General features: G+C 40.0%; 13 protein-coding genes and 2 pseudogenes. 13 read left to right on the plus strand and 2 right to left on the minus strand.

What is annotated here, in order from left to right:
• Positions 1-40: 40 nt before the first annotated feature.
• The 13 genes and pseudogenes from AC3IRT_RS03535 to AC3IRT_RS03595 all read left to right on the plus strand — a co-directional run bounded on the left by AC3IRT_RS03535 (position 41) and on the right by AC3IRT_RS03595 (position 16,479).
• The gene (locus tag AC3IRT_RS03535) at positions 41-1,543 is read left to right on the plus strand and encodes a thymidine phosphorylase family protein (protein ID WP_115170702.1); all 1,503 of its coding nucleotides are present in this window, start codon (positions 41-43) and stop codon (positions 1,541-1,543) included.
• Between the two features lie 10 nt (positions 1,544-1,553).
• A complete protein-coding gene (locus AC3IRT_RS03540; protein WP_003010063.1) occupies positions 1,554-2,447 on the plus strand; it encodes a ribose-phosphate pyrophosphokinase in 894 nt (297 codons plus the stop codon).
• Between the two features lie 355 nt (positions 2,448-2,802).
• A complete protein-coding gene (locus AC3IRT_RS03545) occupies positions 2,803-3,081 on the plus strand; it encodes a DUF5676 family membrane protein (RefSeq protein WP_003010065.1) in 279 nt (92 codons plus the stop codon).
• A gap of 2 nt (positions 3,082-3,083) precedes the next feature.
• A complete protein-coding gene (locus AC3IRT_RS03550; RefSeq protein WP_003010067.1) occupies positions 3,084-4,115 on the plus strand; it encodes a type II glyceraldehyde-3-phosphate dehydrogenase in 1,032 nt (343 codons plus the stop codon).
• A 47-nt stretch (positions 4,116-4,162) separates the two neighbouring features.
• Positions 4,163-5,266, plus strand: a complete 1,104-nt coding sequence (locus AC3IRT_RS03555) for a site-2 protease family protein (RefSeq protein ID WP_115170704.1) — start codon at positions 4,163-4,165, stop codon at positions 5,264-5,266.
• 39 nt (positions 5,267-5,305) lie between these two features.
• Positions 5,306-5,977 (plus strand): hypothetical protein, encoded by a 672-nt coding sequence (locus AC3IRT_RS03560; RefSeq protein ID WP_147284239.1) that lies wholly within the window; start codon positions 5,306-5,308, stop codon positions 5,975-5,977.
• 99 nt (positions 5,978-6,076) lie between these two features.
• Positions 6,077-7,207: a class I fructose-bisphosphate aldolase gene (locus AC3IRT_RS03565; protein WP_489395118.1), complete on the plus strand. Its 1,131-nt coding sequence runs from the start codon at positions 6,077-6,079 to the stop codon at positions 7,205-7,207.
• A 115-nt stretch (positions 7,208-7,322) separates the two neighbouring features.
• Positions 7,323-8,168 carry an ATP cone domain-containing protein gene (locus tag AC3IRT_RS03570; protein ID WP_003010073.1) on the plus strand — a complete coding sequence of 282 codons (846 nt, stop codon included), beginning with the start codon at positions 7,323-7,325 and terminating at the stop codon, positions 8,166-8,168.
• Positions 8,169-8,269: 101 nt separating this feature from the next.
• Positions 8,270-9,646: an MBL fold metallo-hydrolase RNA specificity domain-containing protein gene (locus AC3IRT_RS03575; protein ID WP_489395119.1), complete on the plus strand. Its 1,377-nt coding sequence runs from the start codon at positions 8,270-8,272 to the stop codon at positions 9,644-9,646.
• A gap of 90 nt (positions 9,647-9,736) precedes the next feature.
• Positions 9,737-11,848, plus strand: coding sequence for a heavy metal translocating P-type ATPase (locus AC3IRT_RS03580; RefSeq protein WP_003010077.1), 2,112 nt, complete (start codon positions 9,737-9,739; stop codon positions 11,846-11,848).
• A gap of 129 nt (positions 11,849-11,977) precedes the next feature.
• Positions 11,978-14,381: pseudogene (locus AC3IRT_RS03585) on the plus strand (multicopper oxidase domain-containing protein).
• Positions 14,382-14,446: 65 nt separating this feature from the next.
• Complete coding sequence (locus AC3IRT_RS03590; protein ID WP_002993221.1) at positions 14,447-15,274, plus strand: RteC domain-containing protein; 828 nt, start codon at positions 14,447-14,449, stop codon at positions 15,272-15,274.
• Between the two features lie 88 nt (positions 15,275-15,362).
• Positions 15,363-16,479, plus strand: a pseudogene (locus tag AC3IRT_RS03595) (IS256 family transposase).
• Between the two features lie 204 nt (positions 16,480-16,683).
• Here AC3IRT_RS03595 and AC3IRT_RS03600 read toward each other — a convergent pair.
• Positions 16,684-17,019, minus strand: a complete 336-nt coding sequence (locus AC3IRT_RS03600) for a four-helix bundle copper-binding protein (protein ID WP_002993225.1) — start codon at positions 17,017-17,019, stop codon at positions 16,684-16,686.
• A gap of 28 nt (positions 17,020-17,047) precedes the next feature.
• On the minus strand, positions 17,048-17,668 hold the full coding sequence (locus AC3IRT_RS03605; protein ID WP_002993226.1) for a DUF305 domain-containing protein: 621 nt from the start codon (positions 17,666-17,668) through the stop codon (positions 17,048-17,050).
• Between the last annotated feature and the right edge of the window lie 222 nt (positions 17,669-17,890).

Here is a 17,890-nt window from a genome sequence, read left to right on the forward strand (position 1 = left end):
CGGAAATAGACTCAAAACGTAAATTTTAATAACAGGAAAAGTGGAAAACCAATCTAATATCTTAAAATACAAACATCTCGGAATCTACACTCAAAACGAGAATGTAGTATATATGCATGAAAACTGCCACGTTTGTGCTTCAGAAGGCTTTGAGGCACTTACCCGAATTAGAATATCCACTGCAACGGACTCAATCGTAGCAAGTCTTAATGTAATTTCATCCAATCTTCTATTGACTGATGAAATTGGGTTATCGGACGCCGCAGCAAAAAAACTGAATGTTTCCCCAAATGAAACTTTGTATGTTTCACATTTGGAACCTATTAAATCTTTAAGCCACGTACGGGCAAAAATCTACAATCAGAAACTGGATTACTTGGCGTACAATGAAATCATTACGGATATAGTTCAGGGCAATTATTCCAATATCGACCTCACAGCATTTATCACCGCCTGTGCCGGAAATAGAATGGATCTTGATGAAATCACCTATCTTACAAAAGCCATGATTGCTTCTGGTATGCAATTGCACTGGAACAAGGAGATTGTTGTTGATAAGCATTGCATCGGAGGGTTACCAGGCAATAGAACAACACCGTTGGTAGTTGCCATTGTTACTGCCTTTGGCCTTACAATGCCCAAAACGTCTTCCCGTGCCATTACCTCGCCTGCCGGTACTGCAGATACCATGGAAGTATTTACCAATGTAACGCTTTCCCCTGAAAAAATAAAAGAAGTGGTTCATAAGGAAGGGGGGTGTATCGTTTGGGGTGGAACAGCCCAGTTAAGCCCGGCAGATGATCTGCTGATAAAAATCGAAAAAGCCCTCGATATAGATAGCGAGGGACAGCTAATTGCTTCGGTACTCTCAAAAAAAGCAGCGGCGGGTTCCACGCACGTTGTTATAGATATTCCTGTAGGTGAAACTGCAAAAATGAGAAGTACAAAAATGGCGCAGGAATTACAGGATCATATGGAAGCAATAGGCAAAGAAGTGGGATTGAATGTAAAAGTAATAATTACAGACGGTTCCCAACCTGTGGGGAGGGGAATTGGCCCAGCGCTTGAAGCCATTGATATCTTGAAAGTGCTGAAAAATGAAGCCGATGCCCCTAAAGACTTGACAGAAAGATCATTGCTTTTAGCTGGAGAACTATTGGAGCTTTCGGGAAAAGTCGATTCGGGAACCGGATACCAAACAGCGAAGCAAGTGTTAGAATCGGGTAAAGCTTATAAAAAATTTATTTCCATCTGCAAAGCCCAAGGTCGCTTCTCACAACCTGTTTTAGCACACTATAAAAATGAAGTTAGAGCCGAAAAGCCGGGAGTTCTGCAAGTAATTGATAACAGAAAAATTGCAAAACTCGCCAAACTTTCGGGTGCACCTCAATCTAAATCCGCAGGGATTCATTTAAATGTCCGTCTGGGAGAAAATATTGAAAAGGGCCAGCTACTATATACTATTTATGCAGAATCCAAAGGCGAGCTTAATTATGCTTTGGAATATAAAAACCATCACGACAATATTATAACCTTAATTTAAAGAACATACTATGAACACGATATTATTTAGTCTTCCGGGAAATGAAGAACTCACAGCGCTTTTGGCAAAAAAAATGAATGCGGAAATTGGCAATGTGACGTTTCGCAAATTTCCAGACGGAGAAACCTATACCCGTATCTTATCTGATGTTAAAGACAAACGTGTGGTACTAATCTGTACTTTACATGAACCTGATGAAAAATTGTTGCCACTTTACTTTTTAAGCCATACGGCAAAGTCGCTAGGTGCGAAATGTACCTGTTTGGTAGTTCCATACCTCGCATATATGCGACAGGACAAAGTTTTTAATGAGGGTGAAGGAGTAACCTCTGGTTTTTTTGGAAAATTAGTTTCTGGTTTTGCCGATAGCATTATCACAGTTGATCCCCACTTGCATCGAATAAGTTCTTTGGAAGAAGTTTATGACATTCCAAATAAAGTCGTCCGTGCAGCAGATGCTATTTCAGAATGGATAATTGAAAACATCGAAAACCCTGTCCTTATAGGTCCAGATTCTGAAAGCGAGCAATGGGTTTCAGAAGTTGCGAAGAATGCGGGAGCACCATTTACGGTACTGCAAAAGGTGCGTCATGGAGACCGTGAAGTGGAGGTTTCTGTCCCCGAGGTGGGTAGATACAAAGATCATACCCCTGTTTTAGTGGATGACATAATCTCAACTGCACGCACAATGATTGAAACTGTGGAACATTTGAAAATTGCTGGAATGAAACCACCGATATGTATAGGCATACACGCTGTTTTTTCGGGTAATGCCTATCAGGAATTAATGGATACCGGAGTGAACAACATAGTAACCTGTAACACCATTCCACACCCTTCAAATGCTATTGATTTGAGTAATGTATTGGCAAAAGAGGTAAAACAAATAATGGACCAGATATGATTAAGTAGAACTTCAGAAAAAAACATTTTAAAGAAAGTAAATCAGTAAAAGTTATAACAAAAGCAAGAAAAAATGTAATAGCTCACTGTAAATGATTCAATATCTTTATATTAATAAACAGAAAAGAGAAATTCTAACTCTAAACTAAAAATCATGAAACACCTATGGATGATTATTGGATGTATCCTTCCACTATTATTGATTTTTTTAGCTCCCGCATTAGGGCTGAGCTCACAAGTTTCAATGTTTATTTTCATTGTATTCATGTTTGCCTGCCATTTATTAATGCCGATGCTTCATGGCAGTCACGATCACAAGCAACAAAATTCAGAAACTACTAAATCAGAAAAAAAACATGGACACCATTAATGTTAAAAGGTTCGGCCTTGCAACAGGGCTTACTGCAACACTGCTTTATGTTGGTTGTATTTTGGTAATGGCCACCGTGGGTCATAGTGGCACAGTTTCATTTTTCAACGGTATTCTTCATGGTATAGACACAACGTCAATTATCCGGACGGATGTTTCTTTTTGGGAAGTATGTATGGGTATTGTTGAAATTTTTATTATCGGTTGGCTGGTGGGTTCGTGTATTGCAGCTATTTATAATATCAGTTCAAAAACCAAATTGTAGTTATGAAAAAGATCAAAGTAGCCATCAATGGGTATGGCGTAATAGGGAAACGGGTAGCAGATGCTGTCAGCCTTCAGGATGACATGGAATTAATCGGTGTGTGTGATGTTGTTACAGATTGGCGCATCAAAATGGCAGTAAGTAAAAGTTACCTTGTTTACGGTTTTGACCAAGCAGTCAGTAATCAAATGAAGGAAGTCGGGATTCCGGTAGTAGGCAGTTTGGATGATATGTTGCAGGCAGCCGATATTGTAATTGATTGTACACCAAAAAAGATAGCGTCCCAAAACCTTCCAAAATATAGGCTAATGGGTATAAAATTTATTGTACACGGAGGAGAAAAACATGAAACCACGGGGCACTCTTTTAGCGCGGAAAACAATTATGAAACTGCCATCGGACGTGAAAGCACTCGCGTTGTATCTTGCAATACAACTTCTATTGTGCGTACGCTTACGGCATTAAAAAATGCCGGACTGCTAAAGAAAGCAAGAGGCACATTGCTTCGAAGAGCAACCGACCCATGGGAAAGTCATTTAAATGGTATAATGAATACCCTCGTTCCTGAAAAAGATATACCCAGCCACCAGGGGCCGGATGCACAAACGATTGATCCTTCTTTGGATGTAATTACTACCGCTATTAAAGTGCCGCAAACCCTAAGCCACCTTCATTACTGGAATGTGCAGCTTTCCCGGCAGGCGGCAAAAGATGAAGTATTGCAGGCATTCGCCAATTCCACCAGAATAGCTATGATTAATTACAGCGATGGGCTACCAGCCAACAATACGGTGAAAGAACTGATGCTTGAAATGGGTCGTCCGTATGGCGATATGTATGAAGTAGCTGTATGGAAAGATATGCTGAAAGTACAGGGCGATGAATTGTTTTATGCTTACATAGTGGACAATCAGGCCATCGTAATCCCCGAAACCATAGATGCTATCCGTGCATTGACTGGAATAGAACCTAATGCTGAAAAGTCAATTATAAAGACGAACGCGAGCCTTGGCATAAAGCAAAGTTTTTATTAGTCGGAAAACAAAAGAAATAAGCAATCATATAATTAAAACGGAATAGTATGAAAAAGAAATGGGCTTTGTATCTCGGAAATATTTTAGGCATAAAGGTGTTTATTCATTGGACGTTTGTGATACTTCTGGCTTGGGTATTCCTGATGCACACACAAATGGGTCATGGCTTTTCGGAAGCAATATGGGGAGTAGTTTTTATCCTTGCTTTGTTTGTTTGTGTGATATTTCATGAATTTGGACACGCTCTTACAGCTAAGCGGTACAATATTCAGACTAAAGATGTTACGGTTTACCCTATTGGTGGTGTCGCTACTCTTGAAAGCATGCCGAGAAAACCAAAACAGGAATTGATGGTGGCATTTGCAGGTCCCGCCGTTAATATCGTTATTGCTGCTGGTCTGTGGATATATATGCAGCTTTCTGCTACGATGCCTGATTGGACTGTGCTAAAAAACGTGGATCACATGCAAACCGAGTCTTTTGTTTTCAATCTCTTTGTAGCAAATATCATTTTGGCAGTATTTAACCTTATACCGGCTTTTCCAATGGACGGTGGCAGGGTATTGCGAGCGCTTCTTGCTTTCAAAATGGATAGATCCAAGGCCACACGAATTGCTGCCGAAGTAGGTCAATTTCTAGCAATTTTGTTAGTTTTCCTGGGCTTTTTCTTTAATTTCTGGCTTGTTTTTATCGGATTGTTTATATACCTAGGAGCCAGTAGCGAAGCTACTTATGAAGCTACACACAGCATACTGGAAGGCTATGATGTTCGAAAAGTGTTGATGACACGGTTTACTACCCTGCTTCCAAACGACAGCCTTGAAAAAGCAGTTCAGATACTGCTCGACGGGAAGGAGCAGGATTTTCTTGTCGCTACAGATGGCAAAGTTCAGGGCGTGCTTTCGCGGAAAGAACTGATACAGGGGTTGTCTGCTTTCGGAAAATCGTCTCCTGTAAGGAACAGCATGCGGACGGACTTCACAATACTTTCACCGGAGATGAGCCTGCAGGACGTTTTCTCAAACATGACAACAAAGGGTTATAAGGTTTATCCAGTACAGGATAAAGGCGTACTGGTTGGCATGGTAGATAAAGAAAATATAAGTGAATTGATTTTGGTGCAACAAGCCTTATCAGGAAAGAAAAGTTAACTAAGCCTATCAATCTGGCTTAAAGAAAAAAAACGAGATATGAATAAATCAATTTATAGCATATTATTTTTCACTCTGTTCCTATTTCCTTTTGCGACATTGAAAGCTCAGGACAATGCAATGTTGATTGAGCAAATAGAAGGCAAAAAGATAACAAGAGAAAGTTTTGACAAAAAGGGAAAACTTACAGGGAAGCAAATATTTACTGCCGGAAAAATGGCCCGAAGGGGCGGGACTTTCTTTATAAACATCAAAACTGAACTTTATGACGAAGCACAGAAGTTAGAGTCAACCTACACGACCAATTATGAGTGCCGTCCCGAAGACGCTGACGTGCTTTTATCGGTCTTTGCAATCAATCCCAAAAAGAGGAAGGTCAGGGTGTCCGTGAAATCCGGGGATTTTAAAAAACTTTATGCTTTAGCGGCTGATGAAATGATACGCAGTATGAGTTTGACGATGTATGTGGAAACAGGCATTCTCAATTTCCTTGGGTCAAAAAACAATGTAGATGTCACCAATCGTGTGCTCATTAAAGAAAATAACAACCTGAAGATTACAGAAAAAATTTCCATTAAAGCTTATCTAATGGGCATACAGGTAAGAACAATTAATTATGACGTAACGGAATATTTAACGCTTTCGGGTTTATTGCAGAAGCAGGAATTTAAACAAGCGAACGGTGGTTATTTTACTGTTAGCTATAAATAAAATCAACTTGGAATGGCACATAAAAACAAGAAGCAGTTAAGTTCTTGAGCAAAAGGATTTTGAGAGCAACGGGTTGGTCTAGTTATGCACTTTCCGGAATTGAAACCGATACGGCAACGTCCTTTTCCAAAACAAATAGAAGTTTATGAATTAAGTAAAGTTAAAAAAATGAAAATAAGCGAAAATATTGCAGAGCTATTAGGGAAAAAGGCATCCTTCTATTTGGATCACGTTTGTGAAAAAATAACGAAGGATGAATTACAAACCCCCGGTAAGGATGGTCTTGACCAGGTATTTGGAAATAGCAATAGAAATCCACAAGTACTGCGAAGTCTTTCCCAGTTGTACAAACACGGGAATCTGGGAAGCACAGGCTACTTAAGCATCCTGCCTATCGATCAAGGTATTGAGCATAGTGCCGCTTTTTCGTTCTATAAAAACCGTGACTATTTTGACCCCGAGAATATAATAAAACTAGCCATTGAAGCTGGTTGCAATGCTGTGGCATCTACGTTTGGCGTACTGGGATTGAACGCCCGAAAATATGCCCACAAAATCCCATTTATTGTAAAAATTAATCACAATGAACTGCTTACCTATCCAAATTCCTATGACCAAACACTATTTGGAAAGGTTAAATCGGCTTGGGATATGGGAGCTGTTGCTGTGGGTGCTACCATTTATTTTGGTTCAAAAGAAAGTAACAGACAGCTTAAAGAAATAGCCGAAGCCTTCGAAGAAGCACATAGTTTGGGAATGGCAACCATTTTATGGTGCTATACCCGTAATGATGCTTTTAAAACCGAAACTGAAGATTATCACACGTCTGCAGATTTAACGGGACAAGCCAATCATTTGGGTGTGACCATTCAGGCTGATATAATCAAACAAAAAATTCCGACCAACAATTTTGGATTTAGAGAAATAGGATTTGGAAAGTATGACGATGCTATGTATAAAGCGCTTACCACAGACCATCCTATTGACTTATGCAGATTGCAGGCGGCCAATTGCTATATGGGCAAAATAGGATTGATCAATTCAGGAGGCGGATCCAAAGGTGAGTCTGATTTCGTTGAAGCAGTTATAACGGCCGTAGTCAATAAACGAGCAGGAGGAACTGGATTGATTATGGGAAGAAAGGCATTTCAAAAACCATTCGCTGAAGGGATAGAATTAATCAATGCGGTCCAAAGTGTTTATTTGAACGGTAAAATTACAATAGCGTGAAGTATTTGGTTAAAACATCAGTCCTTTAGGATTTCTAAGCTTATTTTAAAAAATCATTGCCGAGGTCATAACCAATTCATTCAGCATTACCAGTAATGACAATACATATAAAAAAATGAAACACCCAATCAACATAGTGAAGTATTCTGGCGACGTGGTAGCTTTTAATGTAGACAAGCTTATTAATTCCTTAAGGCGTTCCCAAGCAAGTGAAGAATTGATTCAACATATAGTAGCGCAAGTGGAAAACCAATTATATGATGGTATTTCCACCAAAAAAATTTATCAAATGGCGTTCAAGATGCTGAAGGATAAATCAAGGGTTAGTGCTTCAAAGTACAAGCTCAAAAAAGCCTTGATGGAATTGGGGCCATCCGGCTTTCCGTTTGAAAAATTGGTAGGTAAATTGTTGGCCCACGAAGGGTTTGATGCAAAAGTTGGTGTGATTGTAAAAGGTAATTGTGTACAACACGAAGTGGATGTGGTAGCACAAAAGGATAATGATCATTATATGATAGAATGTAAATACCACAGTGACCAGGGACGTTTTTGCAATGTGAAGATTCCCTTATATATCCATTCAAGATTTTTGGATGTAGAAAAACAATGGCTACAATTAAAAGGCCACGAGGCTAAATTTCATAAAGGAGGTTTGTACACCAATACCCGATTTACAAGTGATGCCATACAATATGGAAATTGTGTTGGATTATTATTGACAGGTTGGGATTACCCAAGAGGAAATGGTTTAAAGGATAGAATAGATAAATCCGGGCTACATCCGTTAACCGCTTTAACAACACTCACAAAAGCTGAAAAAACAAAGTTATTGGATGAAGGTATTGTGCTTTGCAAAGAAGTTTACGGAAACCCAGGTTTATTAGAGAAAATAGGGATACCGAAAGCAAGACATAAAAATATTCTCGAAGATTCAGAAGAATTATGCGCCACTCATATATGAAGTCACAAATAAACAATTATTAATTTAAATACAAAAAAGATGAAAATTGGAGAATCGCTTACACACCTTTCTGGTGGTGGACACTATAAAATACCGGACAAATGAAAAACAATAAAATAAATATCCATTTTTTGGGTGCGGCAAGTACCGTAACCGGCTCAAAATATTTAGTGGACACGGGAGATCGTAAAATTCTAATAGACTGCGGTCTTTTTCAAGGGTTGAAAGAATTGCGCCTTAAAAACTGGGAGTATCTGCCTGTAGAAGTTTCAAAAATAGATGTGGTACTGCTTACCCACGGCCATTTAGACCATACAGGTTATCTCCCTCGATTGGTAAAACAAGGGTATAATGGGCCTATCTATGGCACCAATCCAACATTGGATATTGCCAAAATCATACTGAACGACAGTGCAAAAATACAGGAACAGGAAGCCGCGCGTGCCAATAAGGAAGGTTATTCCAAACACAGTCCCGCCGTACCACTTTACGATTTAAAGGATGTAGAAAAAACCATTTCACATTTTAAGGGTGTTCCACAATCACAATGGATTCCATTGTTTGATGGTATCAGAGCCCGATTTAAGTATAATGGACATATTTTGGGTGCTACTTTCATAGAGCTGGATGTACACGGAAAACGCTTTGTTTTTTCGGGCGATATTGGAAGAACAAATGATTTACTATTGTACCCACCCTTGAAACCGAAAAAGGCCGATGTTCTTTTCATAGAATCGACCTATGGAGGAAGGTTTCATCCTGATGAAGTGGAAGCCATTCCACAGATTGAAAAATTAGTCAACGACACCATCAATAGAGGCGGCTGCTTATTTATCCCAAGTTTTTCTGTTGAACGGGCCCAACTGATGATGCTTGTTTTTTGGACATTGCTCAAGGAGAACAAAATACCAAAAGTAGAAATGATAATGGACAGCCCAATGGGAGCCAATATATTGGAGCTGTTCCACCGCACAAGGGATTGGCATCGATTAAAAGACAATGAATGTGATGAAATGTGTTCGTATTTTACAGTGGTAAGCAGCTATCGTGAAACTATGGAATTACGAACTGACAATAAACCTAAAATAGTAATTGCAGGTAGTGGAATGATTACAGGTGGAAGAATGCTCAACTATCTCGAAACACAAGCGCAGAACCCCAAGAATACCTTGCTGTTTATAGGTTATCAGGCTGAAGGTACCCGTGGAAGAAAATTATTGGAAGGGGATAAGGAATTAAAAGTATACGGAAAATGGGTGCCTTTTAATATGGAGGTAGCTGAAATTAAAGGACTCTCGGCACATGCAGACCATGCAGAACTTATGGATTGGATGAGCAAATTAAACAATAAACCCGAGCGAATCTTTATTGTACACGGCGAAAAAGAAAGTGCGGAAGCCCTTCAAAAAGGGATAAAGGAAACACATGGATGGGATGCTGAAATCCCAGAACTCTACAGTATTGAAGAAATAGAATAGACTTTTAAACCACACTAAAAGGTTACCTTGTTAAAAATACATTATTCTTCACTATAGCTAATAAATTTAAAAAATCTTAAATCTTTTTTTATGAAAAAATACGTTTGTCCAATGCACCCCCAGATACTCAAAGATGAGCCGGGAAAGTGCCCATTGTGCGGGATGGCTTTAGTTCCTTTTGGGAAAACCGATAATCACGACCACAAACACCATGATCATGGGGAAGACCAGCATTCAGCACACCTACATGATAAACACGAAGGCCATCAGACACATGATTTCCTGAAAAGATTTTGGATCAGTTTAATTATTACTGTTCCTATTCTGGCTCTTTCACATATGATCCAAAACTGGCTTGGGTACAGTTTGGAATTTACCGGAGACAAATACGTGCTGCTCGCCCTTGGGACTTTAATTTACCTGTACGGAGGGATGCCTTTTTTAAAAGGAATGGTGGGGGAAATCAGAGCAAAAGCCATTGGGATGATGACGTTAGTTGCCATCGCTATTTCTGTAGCCTATTTTTATTCCACGGCAGTCGTATTTGGCCTTCAAGGAATGGATTTCTTTTGGGAATTGGCAACGCTGATCGTCATTATGTTGCTTGGTCACTGGTTGGAAATGCGTTCGCAAATGGCAGCCTCCAAGGCATTACAATCCCTTGTGGCTTTGTTGCCAAATGAAGTAACTGTTGAACGAAATGGTGAAGCTCTGAAAATAAAACTGGAAGAACTAAAAAACGGTGAGACCGTTATCATCAGGCCCGGTGAAAAAATCCCGGCTGATGGGGTAATTTCAGGAGGAAATTCATCTGTAAATGAAAGTATGCTGACAGGAGAAAGCGTTCCTGTAAAAAAGCAGGCAGGTGGAAAAGTGATTGCCGGATCTATTAATGGCGATGGCATGCTAAAAATAACCGCAACCGGTGTAGGGAAGGATAGTTATCTCAATAAAGTCATCAATCTTGTACAAGAGGCACAAGAGGCAAAGTCCAATACGCAAAACCTTGCTGATAAGGTAGCAAAGTGGCTCACATTCATCGCCATCGCAGTAGGTGTAGGCACCTTTATTTATTGGTTCAGCAGCAGCGGCGACCTTGCTTTTGCTCTGGAAAGAATGGTCACGGTTATGGTTACAGCCTGTCCGCACGCATTGGGTGTTGCTATACCATTAGTGGTCGCCATTTCGACCACCCTTTCAGCAACAAACGGTCTGCTGATCCGCAATCGAACCGCGTTTGAAACTACACGGAATTTGTCTACCATTATTTTTGATAAAACAGGAACGCTTACCCAAGGCTCTCACGCTGTGGAAAGGGTAATCCCGGTAACCGATGAATATACAGCTGACGACATCATCATGTATGCGGCGGCGGTTCAACAAAATTCCGAGCATCATATTGCCAAAGGCGTGATGACAACCTTGAAAGAAAGGAGCCTTGAATTATGGAACTCAGAAGATTTTCAATACATGCAGGGTATCGGTGTCCAAGGCGTCGTAAATAAGAAAAAAGTTGTGGCTGCCGGTCCCAACTATTTTAAAGCAAATAATTTATCAATGCCTGAAATTCCAACAGAGATCAATCAAGATGCTGAAACCGTGAATTTTGTTTTGATTAACGATAAGGTAATTGGAATAATCACCTTGGCGGACAGTATTCGTCAAGGATCTCAAGAGGCAATTGATGAATTAAGAAAGATGAACATCAAATCTTTCCTGCTCACGGGCGATAATGAACACATAGCCAAAGCGGTTTCCGATAAATTAGGGATGGATGGCTTTATGGCCAATGTTCTGCCCCACCAAAAACAGGAAAAGGTAAAAGAGTATCAGGCAGCCGGAGAAATTGTAGCAATGACCGGAGACGGCGTGAATGATGCGCCCGCTTTAGCACAGGCAGATGTCGGCATAGCAGTGGGTTCCGGAACAGATGTAGCGGCCGAAACTGCGGATATTATCTTAGTAAACAGTGATCCACGGGATGTAATGAAATTAGTGGATTTTGGAAAACGGACATACAAGAAAATGGTTCAAAATCTTATTTGGGCTGTAGGTTACAACGTGGTAGCCATTCCTTTAGCAGCAGGGATATTGTATCCAAATTTCGTACTCAGCCCTGCAATGGGTGCGGTGTTGATGAGCGTTAGTACCATTGTAGTAGCGATCAATGCGAGCCTCTTAAAATTAAAACCGCTAAAATGATGGTGGCAATCAATCCTTGTCGAACAGTAACAACAACAATATGTTATGAGATATAATTTAATACTGCTACTTATGCTTGTTACGATAAACAGTAGCGCTCAATCAACACACTCGTCTCATGAGCAAAAAATGGGTAACCCACAAATAAATGTAAATGAGGGCGAGACGGAACAACAAAAGGCATACACCTGTCCAATGCATCCAGAAATACTCTCCGATAAACCGGGAAACTGTCCCAAATGCGGGATGAAGCTTGTTCCTAAAAAGATGGAGGGTAACGAAAGCCACGGAGAGATGAATATGAACAAGCAAGCCCAAGAAAATGTCCCAATGCTTCCAGAGAAGATAATTGGTGGCGGAAAGGTTGTAAAATACCATCTGTATGTAAAAGACACCATTGTTACCTATGGCGGAAAATCCAAAAGAGCTATCGCAGTTAATGGACAGATACCGATGCCCACATTGACATTTACGGAAGGGGACACGGCAGAGATCATGGTACACAACCTTATGGACGAAGCCACATCCCTGCATTGGCATGGTGTAATGCTGCCCAACAAAGAAGATGGTGTTCCTTGGCTGACCCAAAAGCCCATTGAGCCAAATTCTACCTATACGTATCGCTTTCCGATAATCCAACATGGTACGCATTGGTACCATTCGCATTCCGGCATGCAGGAACAGATAGGTATGTATGGTTCTTTCATAATGAATAAACGTGAGGGTGATCCCACATTCAGGAAAGGTATTGATGATCTGCCTACAGTTCCTTTGATTTTAAGTGAATGGACAAATTTAAATCCAGACAATGTCCACCGGATGCTTCATAATGCCAATGACTGGTTTGCAATTAAGAAAGGGACGACCCAAAGTTATCTGGAAGCTATAAAAGAAGGACATTTTAAAACGAAAGTTACAAACGAGTGGAAACGTATGCTTGCGATGGATGTCAGTGATGTTTATTATGATAAATTTTTGATCAACGGCGCAGATGGGCAGCAACTCTCACAATTTAAGGCGGGAGACAAAGTTCGGTTGAGGATCGCTAATGGTGGTGCTTCATCCTATTTTTGGATCAATTACGCAGGTGGAAAGATTACCGTCGTTGCCAGTGACGGGAATGATGTCGAACCGGTTGAAGTGGATAGGCTGATCGTAGGGGGTTTCGGAAACTTACGATATCATCGTTACCATTCCTGAGCCAAATAATTCCTATGAGTTATTGGTTACCCCTGAGGATCGCACCGAATCTGCATCGATTTATATCGGCGAAGGAAGGAAAGTACCACATCCCCCACTTCCGAAACTTAAATACTTTGAGGGCATGAAGATGATGAACGATATGATGAAAATGAACGGGGACATGAAGGACATGGGGATGAAAATGAGTCTCCAAAAGATGGACATGAATTCGGTAATGTATCCCGAGATCACAGGTGATAAAAATGGTAATAAAGCGATGGGTAAAATGGAAATGGACTCCTCAATGGATCACTCAGCCCATGATATGTCAAGTTATGACATCGTTACCTTAAATTACGACATGCTTAAATCACCGTACAATACCGAACTGTCAAAAGATCAACCGGTAAAAGAAGTGACCTTTACGCTCACAGGGAACATGAATAGGTATGTCTGGAGCATGGATAACAAGGTTCTTTCCGAAGTGGATAAGATTCCTGTCAAGAAAGGAGAAATTCTCAGGATTAAACTGTTCAACAACTCCATGATGCGGCATCCAATGCATCTCCACGGATTTGATTTCCGTGTCCTAAATAGTAATGGAATACAGTCCCCGCTAAAGAATGTCATTGACATCATGCCTATGGAGACGAATATCATTGAATTTGCCGCCAATACCGAGGGTGACTGGTTCTTCCATTGTCATATTATGTATCATATGATGGCAGGTATGAACCGGGTTTTTGCAGTAGGTGATTATCAAAACCCAAATCTGCCTAACAAAGAAAAAGCATATAAAAAACTGCAAAAAGAGAGCAATGGATGGCATTTTATGGCTGAGAACGACTTTGCTACAAATGGTAACGACGGGCAGGCAATGCTTCAAAATACACGCTGGAAACTTAGTACCGAATGGAGATTAGGTTATAATAATCGCCATGGATATGAAACTGAAACGCACTTCGGTCGATATATCGGAAAAATGCAGTGGTTTCTGCCTTTCGTAGGCTTCGATTGGAGATATCGGGAATTTGGCAGCCATGAGATCGAAAAGAATATGTTCGGGCAGAAAAACACGAAAAATAAAAGAGCCAAACTAAGTGCAGGTTTCGTTTACACTTTACCTATGCTGGTCGATTTTCAAGCTGAGGTATATTCAGACGGTATTGTCCGCCTCCAATTAGCAAGGGAGGATATCCCTTTGACTGCAAGATTGAGAGGGGCATTTATGGTAAATACAGACAAAGAGTATATGGGTGGTCTAAAATACATTTTGACCAGAAACATTGCCGCTACTACCCATTATGACAGCGATATGGGCTGGGGGTTCGGATTGAATTTGTCCTATTAAGTTTGACTTTCTATGAGGTCGGATTTAGAATCCGACCTCTTTTGATGAATTAAAAATGTTACTTAATGAGCAATTATTACGAGGAAATAATAAAGAAACTAGAAGATGAAATAAAAGAGGTGTCTCTTGAACTGGATGGTTCCATAGCTTTGTATGAAGTTATTATCGAGTTGATATTATCGAGACTTTCCGAAATAAAGGAATATACACTAAAAAATGGCTTTGATAGTATAAATGAAGAGATCCACTTTTTCAAATATCAAAAACCAGTCATTGTTGCAAAACTCATTTACTATAACGCTATCTATAAAATAGAGACAAAAAAACCTAATGATATAAAAGCTATTAGGAAATACATTAATGGTGAGCTAAGGAAACTCAAACGGTATTTTGAGAGTAACCTTGAATTCTATAAATATTACCGAACAGGCAGTTCATTTGTAGATGAAAAGTTATTTGTTCGGGGCAAACACGATATAAAGTTAAGTTTGGACACGGTTTATTTTGAAACCGACCACCGGTTTTCTACATCCCACGATTATAAGGCGGCAAAAATAATTGCCAATGACCTGATTCAAGTTTATCTTGAAGACCAACTTCACAACATAATCTATAAAGATAAATCAATAGACCTACCAACATTAAGTTGGACGGGAAGCAAAGCGGCTTTAACGGAATTGATTTACGGACTGCATTCTCAAGCCGTCTTCAATAATGGGAATACAGATATTATAACCATAGTCAGATTTTTTGAAAACAGTTTTAATGTTGATTTGGGCGATTTTTACCATACATTTTTGGAACTCAAAGCAAGAAAGCTGAACCGAACGAAATTCCTTGACAGCTTACGTGATGCTTTGATTAAAAAAATGGAAGAACAGGACGAAATATAAAATCAAAAGACGATTTTGTCGATCAGAGACTGTAAAATAAACTGTGTCAAGGATAATAAACAGAAGTATTATTTTTGACATAGTAATTATGAGTATTAAGGAAAGCGATTTTGATTTTGAGTCCATGAAGGACCTGGCCCTAGAACAGTTACGTAGTGGTGAATCACTTTATGGCAAGAACGGAGCTTTTGCTCCTTTAATGAAAAAGTTTTTAGAAGCAGCGCTAGAAGCTGAGATTGAGAGCCATCTGGATGAAGCTGAACGCTCTTGTGGTAATCGTCGTAACGGCAAGTCCAGCAAGCAGATTCGCACCTCAGATGGCACTATCGAGATCGATACTCCGCGTGACCGTCGGTCTAACTTCGAACCCCAGCTTATTAAGAAACGTGAGACGATTTTAGCTTTCTTCGATTACCGATAAGATCATTCCCCAGGTCAAGGAGTGGCAATCAAGAAGTCTAGACTCGCTTTATACGATTGTTTGGATGGACGCCATGCACTACAAAGTAAAAGAAGACCATCGGTTTGTTTCGCGGGCAGTATACAATATTCTTGGCATTGATCGAAATGGACATAAGCATCTGTTAGGGATGTATGTTTCGGAGAATGAGGGAGCTAACTTTTGGTTGAGCGTATTGACTGATTTACAAAATCGAGGCGTAGAGGATATCTTAATTGCTTGTATCGATAATTTAAAAGGGTTTTCCGAAGCGATACAGAGTGTTTTTCCCGACACCGAAGTACAGACCTGTGTAGTACATCAAATCCGAAACAGCCTAAAGTATGTAGCCAGTAAGGATCAAAAGGAGTTCATGAACGATCTAAAACCCGTATATAGGGCCGATACGTTGGATCTAGCCGAGCTTCGGATGGATGAACTTCAGGATAAATGGGGTGAAAAGTATCCTGTGGTCATTGAATCCTGGCGACGCAACTGGGATCGTCTGACCACCTATTTCCGATACGATAAATCCATCCGAAAGTTGATATACACGACTAACACGATCGAAGGATTTCATCGCCAAGTGCGTAAGGTCACCAAAACTAAAGGTGCATTCACCTCCGATATAGCGTTATTGAAATTGATTTATTTAGCACATAACAACATTAAGAAGAAATGGACGATGCCACTAGCCAATTGGGGAACAACAGCACAGAAATTAGCAATTTGGTTTCCGGGAAGAATGGTGTTAGATTTGCAATAAGAAAAATGGTTGAATTACCGCCCCGCGGGGCGGTAATTCAACCATTGACACAGTTTATTTTACACTCCCGTCGATCATTATTCGGCGAAGGAGCCAGTCCATTTTCCTCTTTCCCTAACTATCGTTTACAAATGGAAACGGTCCTGAAATTCTTTACCCAGTTTGAATTCATTGGAGGTTTTTAGACTTCTACCAATAATGAGATTATACCGCCGTTGCCATTTGCTCACAAGCTTCTGCGCATTTGTAGCAAGCATCCGCACACTCTTTGCAATGTTGCATATCATGCTTAGCACATTCATCTCCACACGCTCTACAAATCTCCGCACATAGCTTGCAAAGGTGACGGCTATATTGGCTTCCCAAACTCATGAGTTCGGCTGCGGCTCTACATATGGCTGCACATTCCAGATCAAGCTGGATACATCGAGCCATCATTTTTACATTGTCCTCTTGCAAGCAAGAAGCTGCACAATGGTTACAAGCTACAGCACAGGCGTAGCATTCGTCAATACATTTTTGAAATTGTTGATGTGACATAATTTTATTGTTTAAAGTGAGAAATTATTTATCTATTCTTATTAGCTAATAACCAGGTTTGAATCTCCGAGATTTCCTGATCCTGTTTTTCAATAATATTTTTTGCCATTGTCTGCATAGCACTTTCGTGTCCGTAAATAAGTTCCAATTTTGCGTTTCCAATTGCATTTTGATGATGCTGAATCATCAACATGGCAAAATCGTGATCCGTGTCTCCATTAATGATTTGGAGATCTGTCACTCTGCCTGAGCGTTCCATATTTTTCATCTGCTCTGTAACAAATTCGGGAACATTTAGATGCGGTACGTGACCATTGAGAAATGTGGTTAATTCTTGAATCTCAGCCTTCTGGTCTTTAATTATTTTCTGGGCCATCTCCCTCATTTGCGCATCATCGCCGGATTGCAGTTCCTTATTTGCCATGTCGATCGCTCCCTGATGATGCATTCGCATCATCAGAGCAAAAGCATTATCAGGGTCGGGGGGCATTTGCATGGCCATCATCTCATCCATCATGTTGTGCATGATAGTCATCATTTCATTGTCATCGTGATTCTGGATTTTGATTTTGTTGATATCGTCCTTATCGCACGCTTGGATAAATAACAGTATTCCTGCTATTGCCATTATTTTTATCGCTAATTTCATAGATGTATATTATTATTATCAATTTCCTTTTCTCTTTTAATAATGAAATGTTAAAGACTTTTTTTGATAGAACACATAGACAGAACAACATACAATTCAATTTGTTTGATTTTTTGGATTCAAAACGAGCTACAGATAAGATATGTGGGTGTAAGATTATTTCTGTAATGTAGTGGTTTATGCTACTATTTATTCATCAATTTTGAAATGAATCACAGTCCA

Source organism: Sphingobacterium sp. KH_072, from assembly GCF_057837975.1.

Coding starts and splice junctions, on each gene's coding strand:
- AC3IRT_RS03540 (WP_003010063.1), top strand. CDS start 1,554: ATGAACACGATATTATTTAGTCTTCCGGGAAATGAAGAACTCACAGCG.
- AC3IRT_RS03545 (WP_003010065.1), top strand. CDS start 2,803: ATGGACACCATTAATGTTAAAAGGTTCGGCCTTGCAACAGGGCTTACT.
- AC3IRT_RS03550 (WP_003010067.1), top strand. CDS start 3,084: ATGAAAAAGATCAAAGTAGCCATCAATGGGTATGGCGTAATAGGGAAA.
- AC3IRT_RS03555 (WP_115170704.1), top strand. CDS start 4,163: ATGAAAAAGAAATGGGCTTTGTATCTCGGAAATATTTTAGGCATAAAG.
- AC3IRT_RS03560 (WP_147284239.1), top strand. CDS start 5,306: ATGAATAAATCAATTTATAGCATATTATTTTTCACTCTGTTCCTATTT.
- AC3IRT_RS03570 (WP_003010073.1), top strand. CDS start 7,323: ATGAAACACCCAATCAACATAGTGAAGTATTCTGGCGACGTGGTAGCT.
- AC3IRT_RS03575 (WP_489395119.1), top strand. CDS start 8,270: ATGAAAAACAATAAAATAAATATCCATTTTTTGGGTGCGGCAAGTACC.
- AC3IRT_RS03580 (WP_003010077.1), top strand. CDS start 9,737: ATGAAAAAATACGTTTGTCCAATGCACCCCCAGATACTCAAAGATGAG.
- AC3IRT_RS03590 (WP_002993221.1), top strand. CDS start 14,447: ATGAGCAATTATTACGAGGAAATAATAAAGAAACTAGAAGATGAAATA.
- AC3IRT_RS03600 (WP_002993225.1), bottom strand. CDS start 17,019: ATGTCACATCAACAATTTCAAAAATGTATTGACGAATGCTACGCCTGT.
- AC3IRT_RS03605 (WP_002993226.1), bottom strand. CDS start 17,668: ATGAAATTAGCGATAAAAATAATGGCAATAGCAGGAATACTGTTATTT.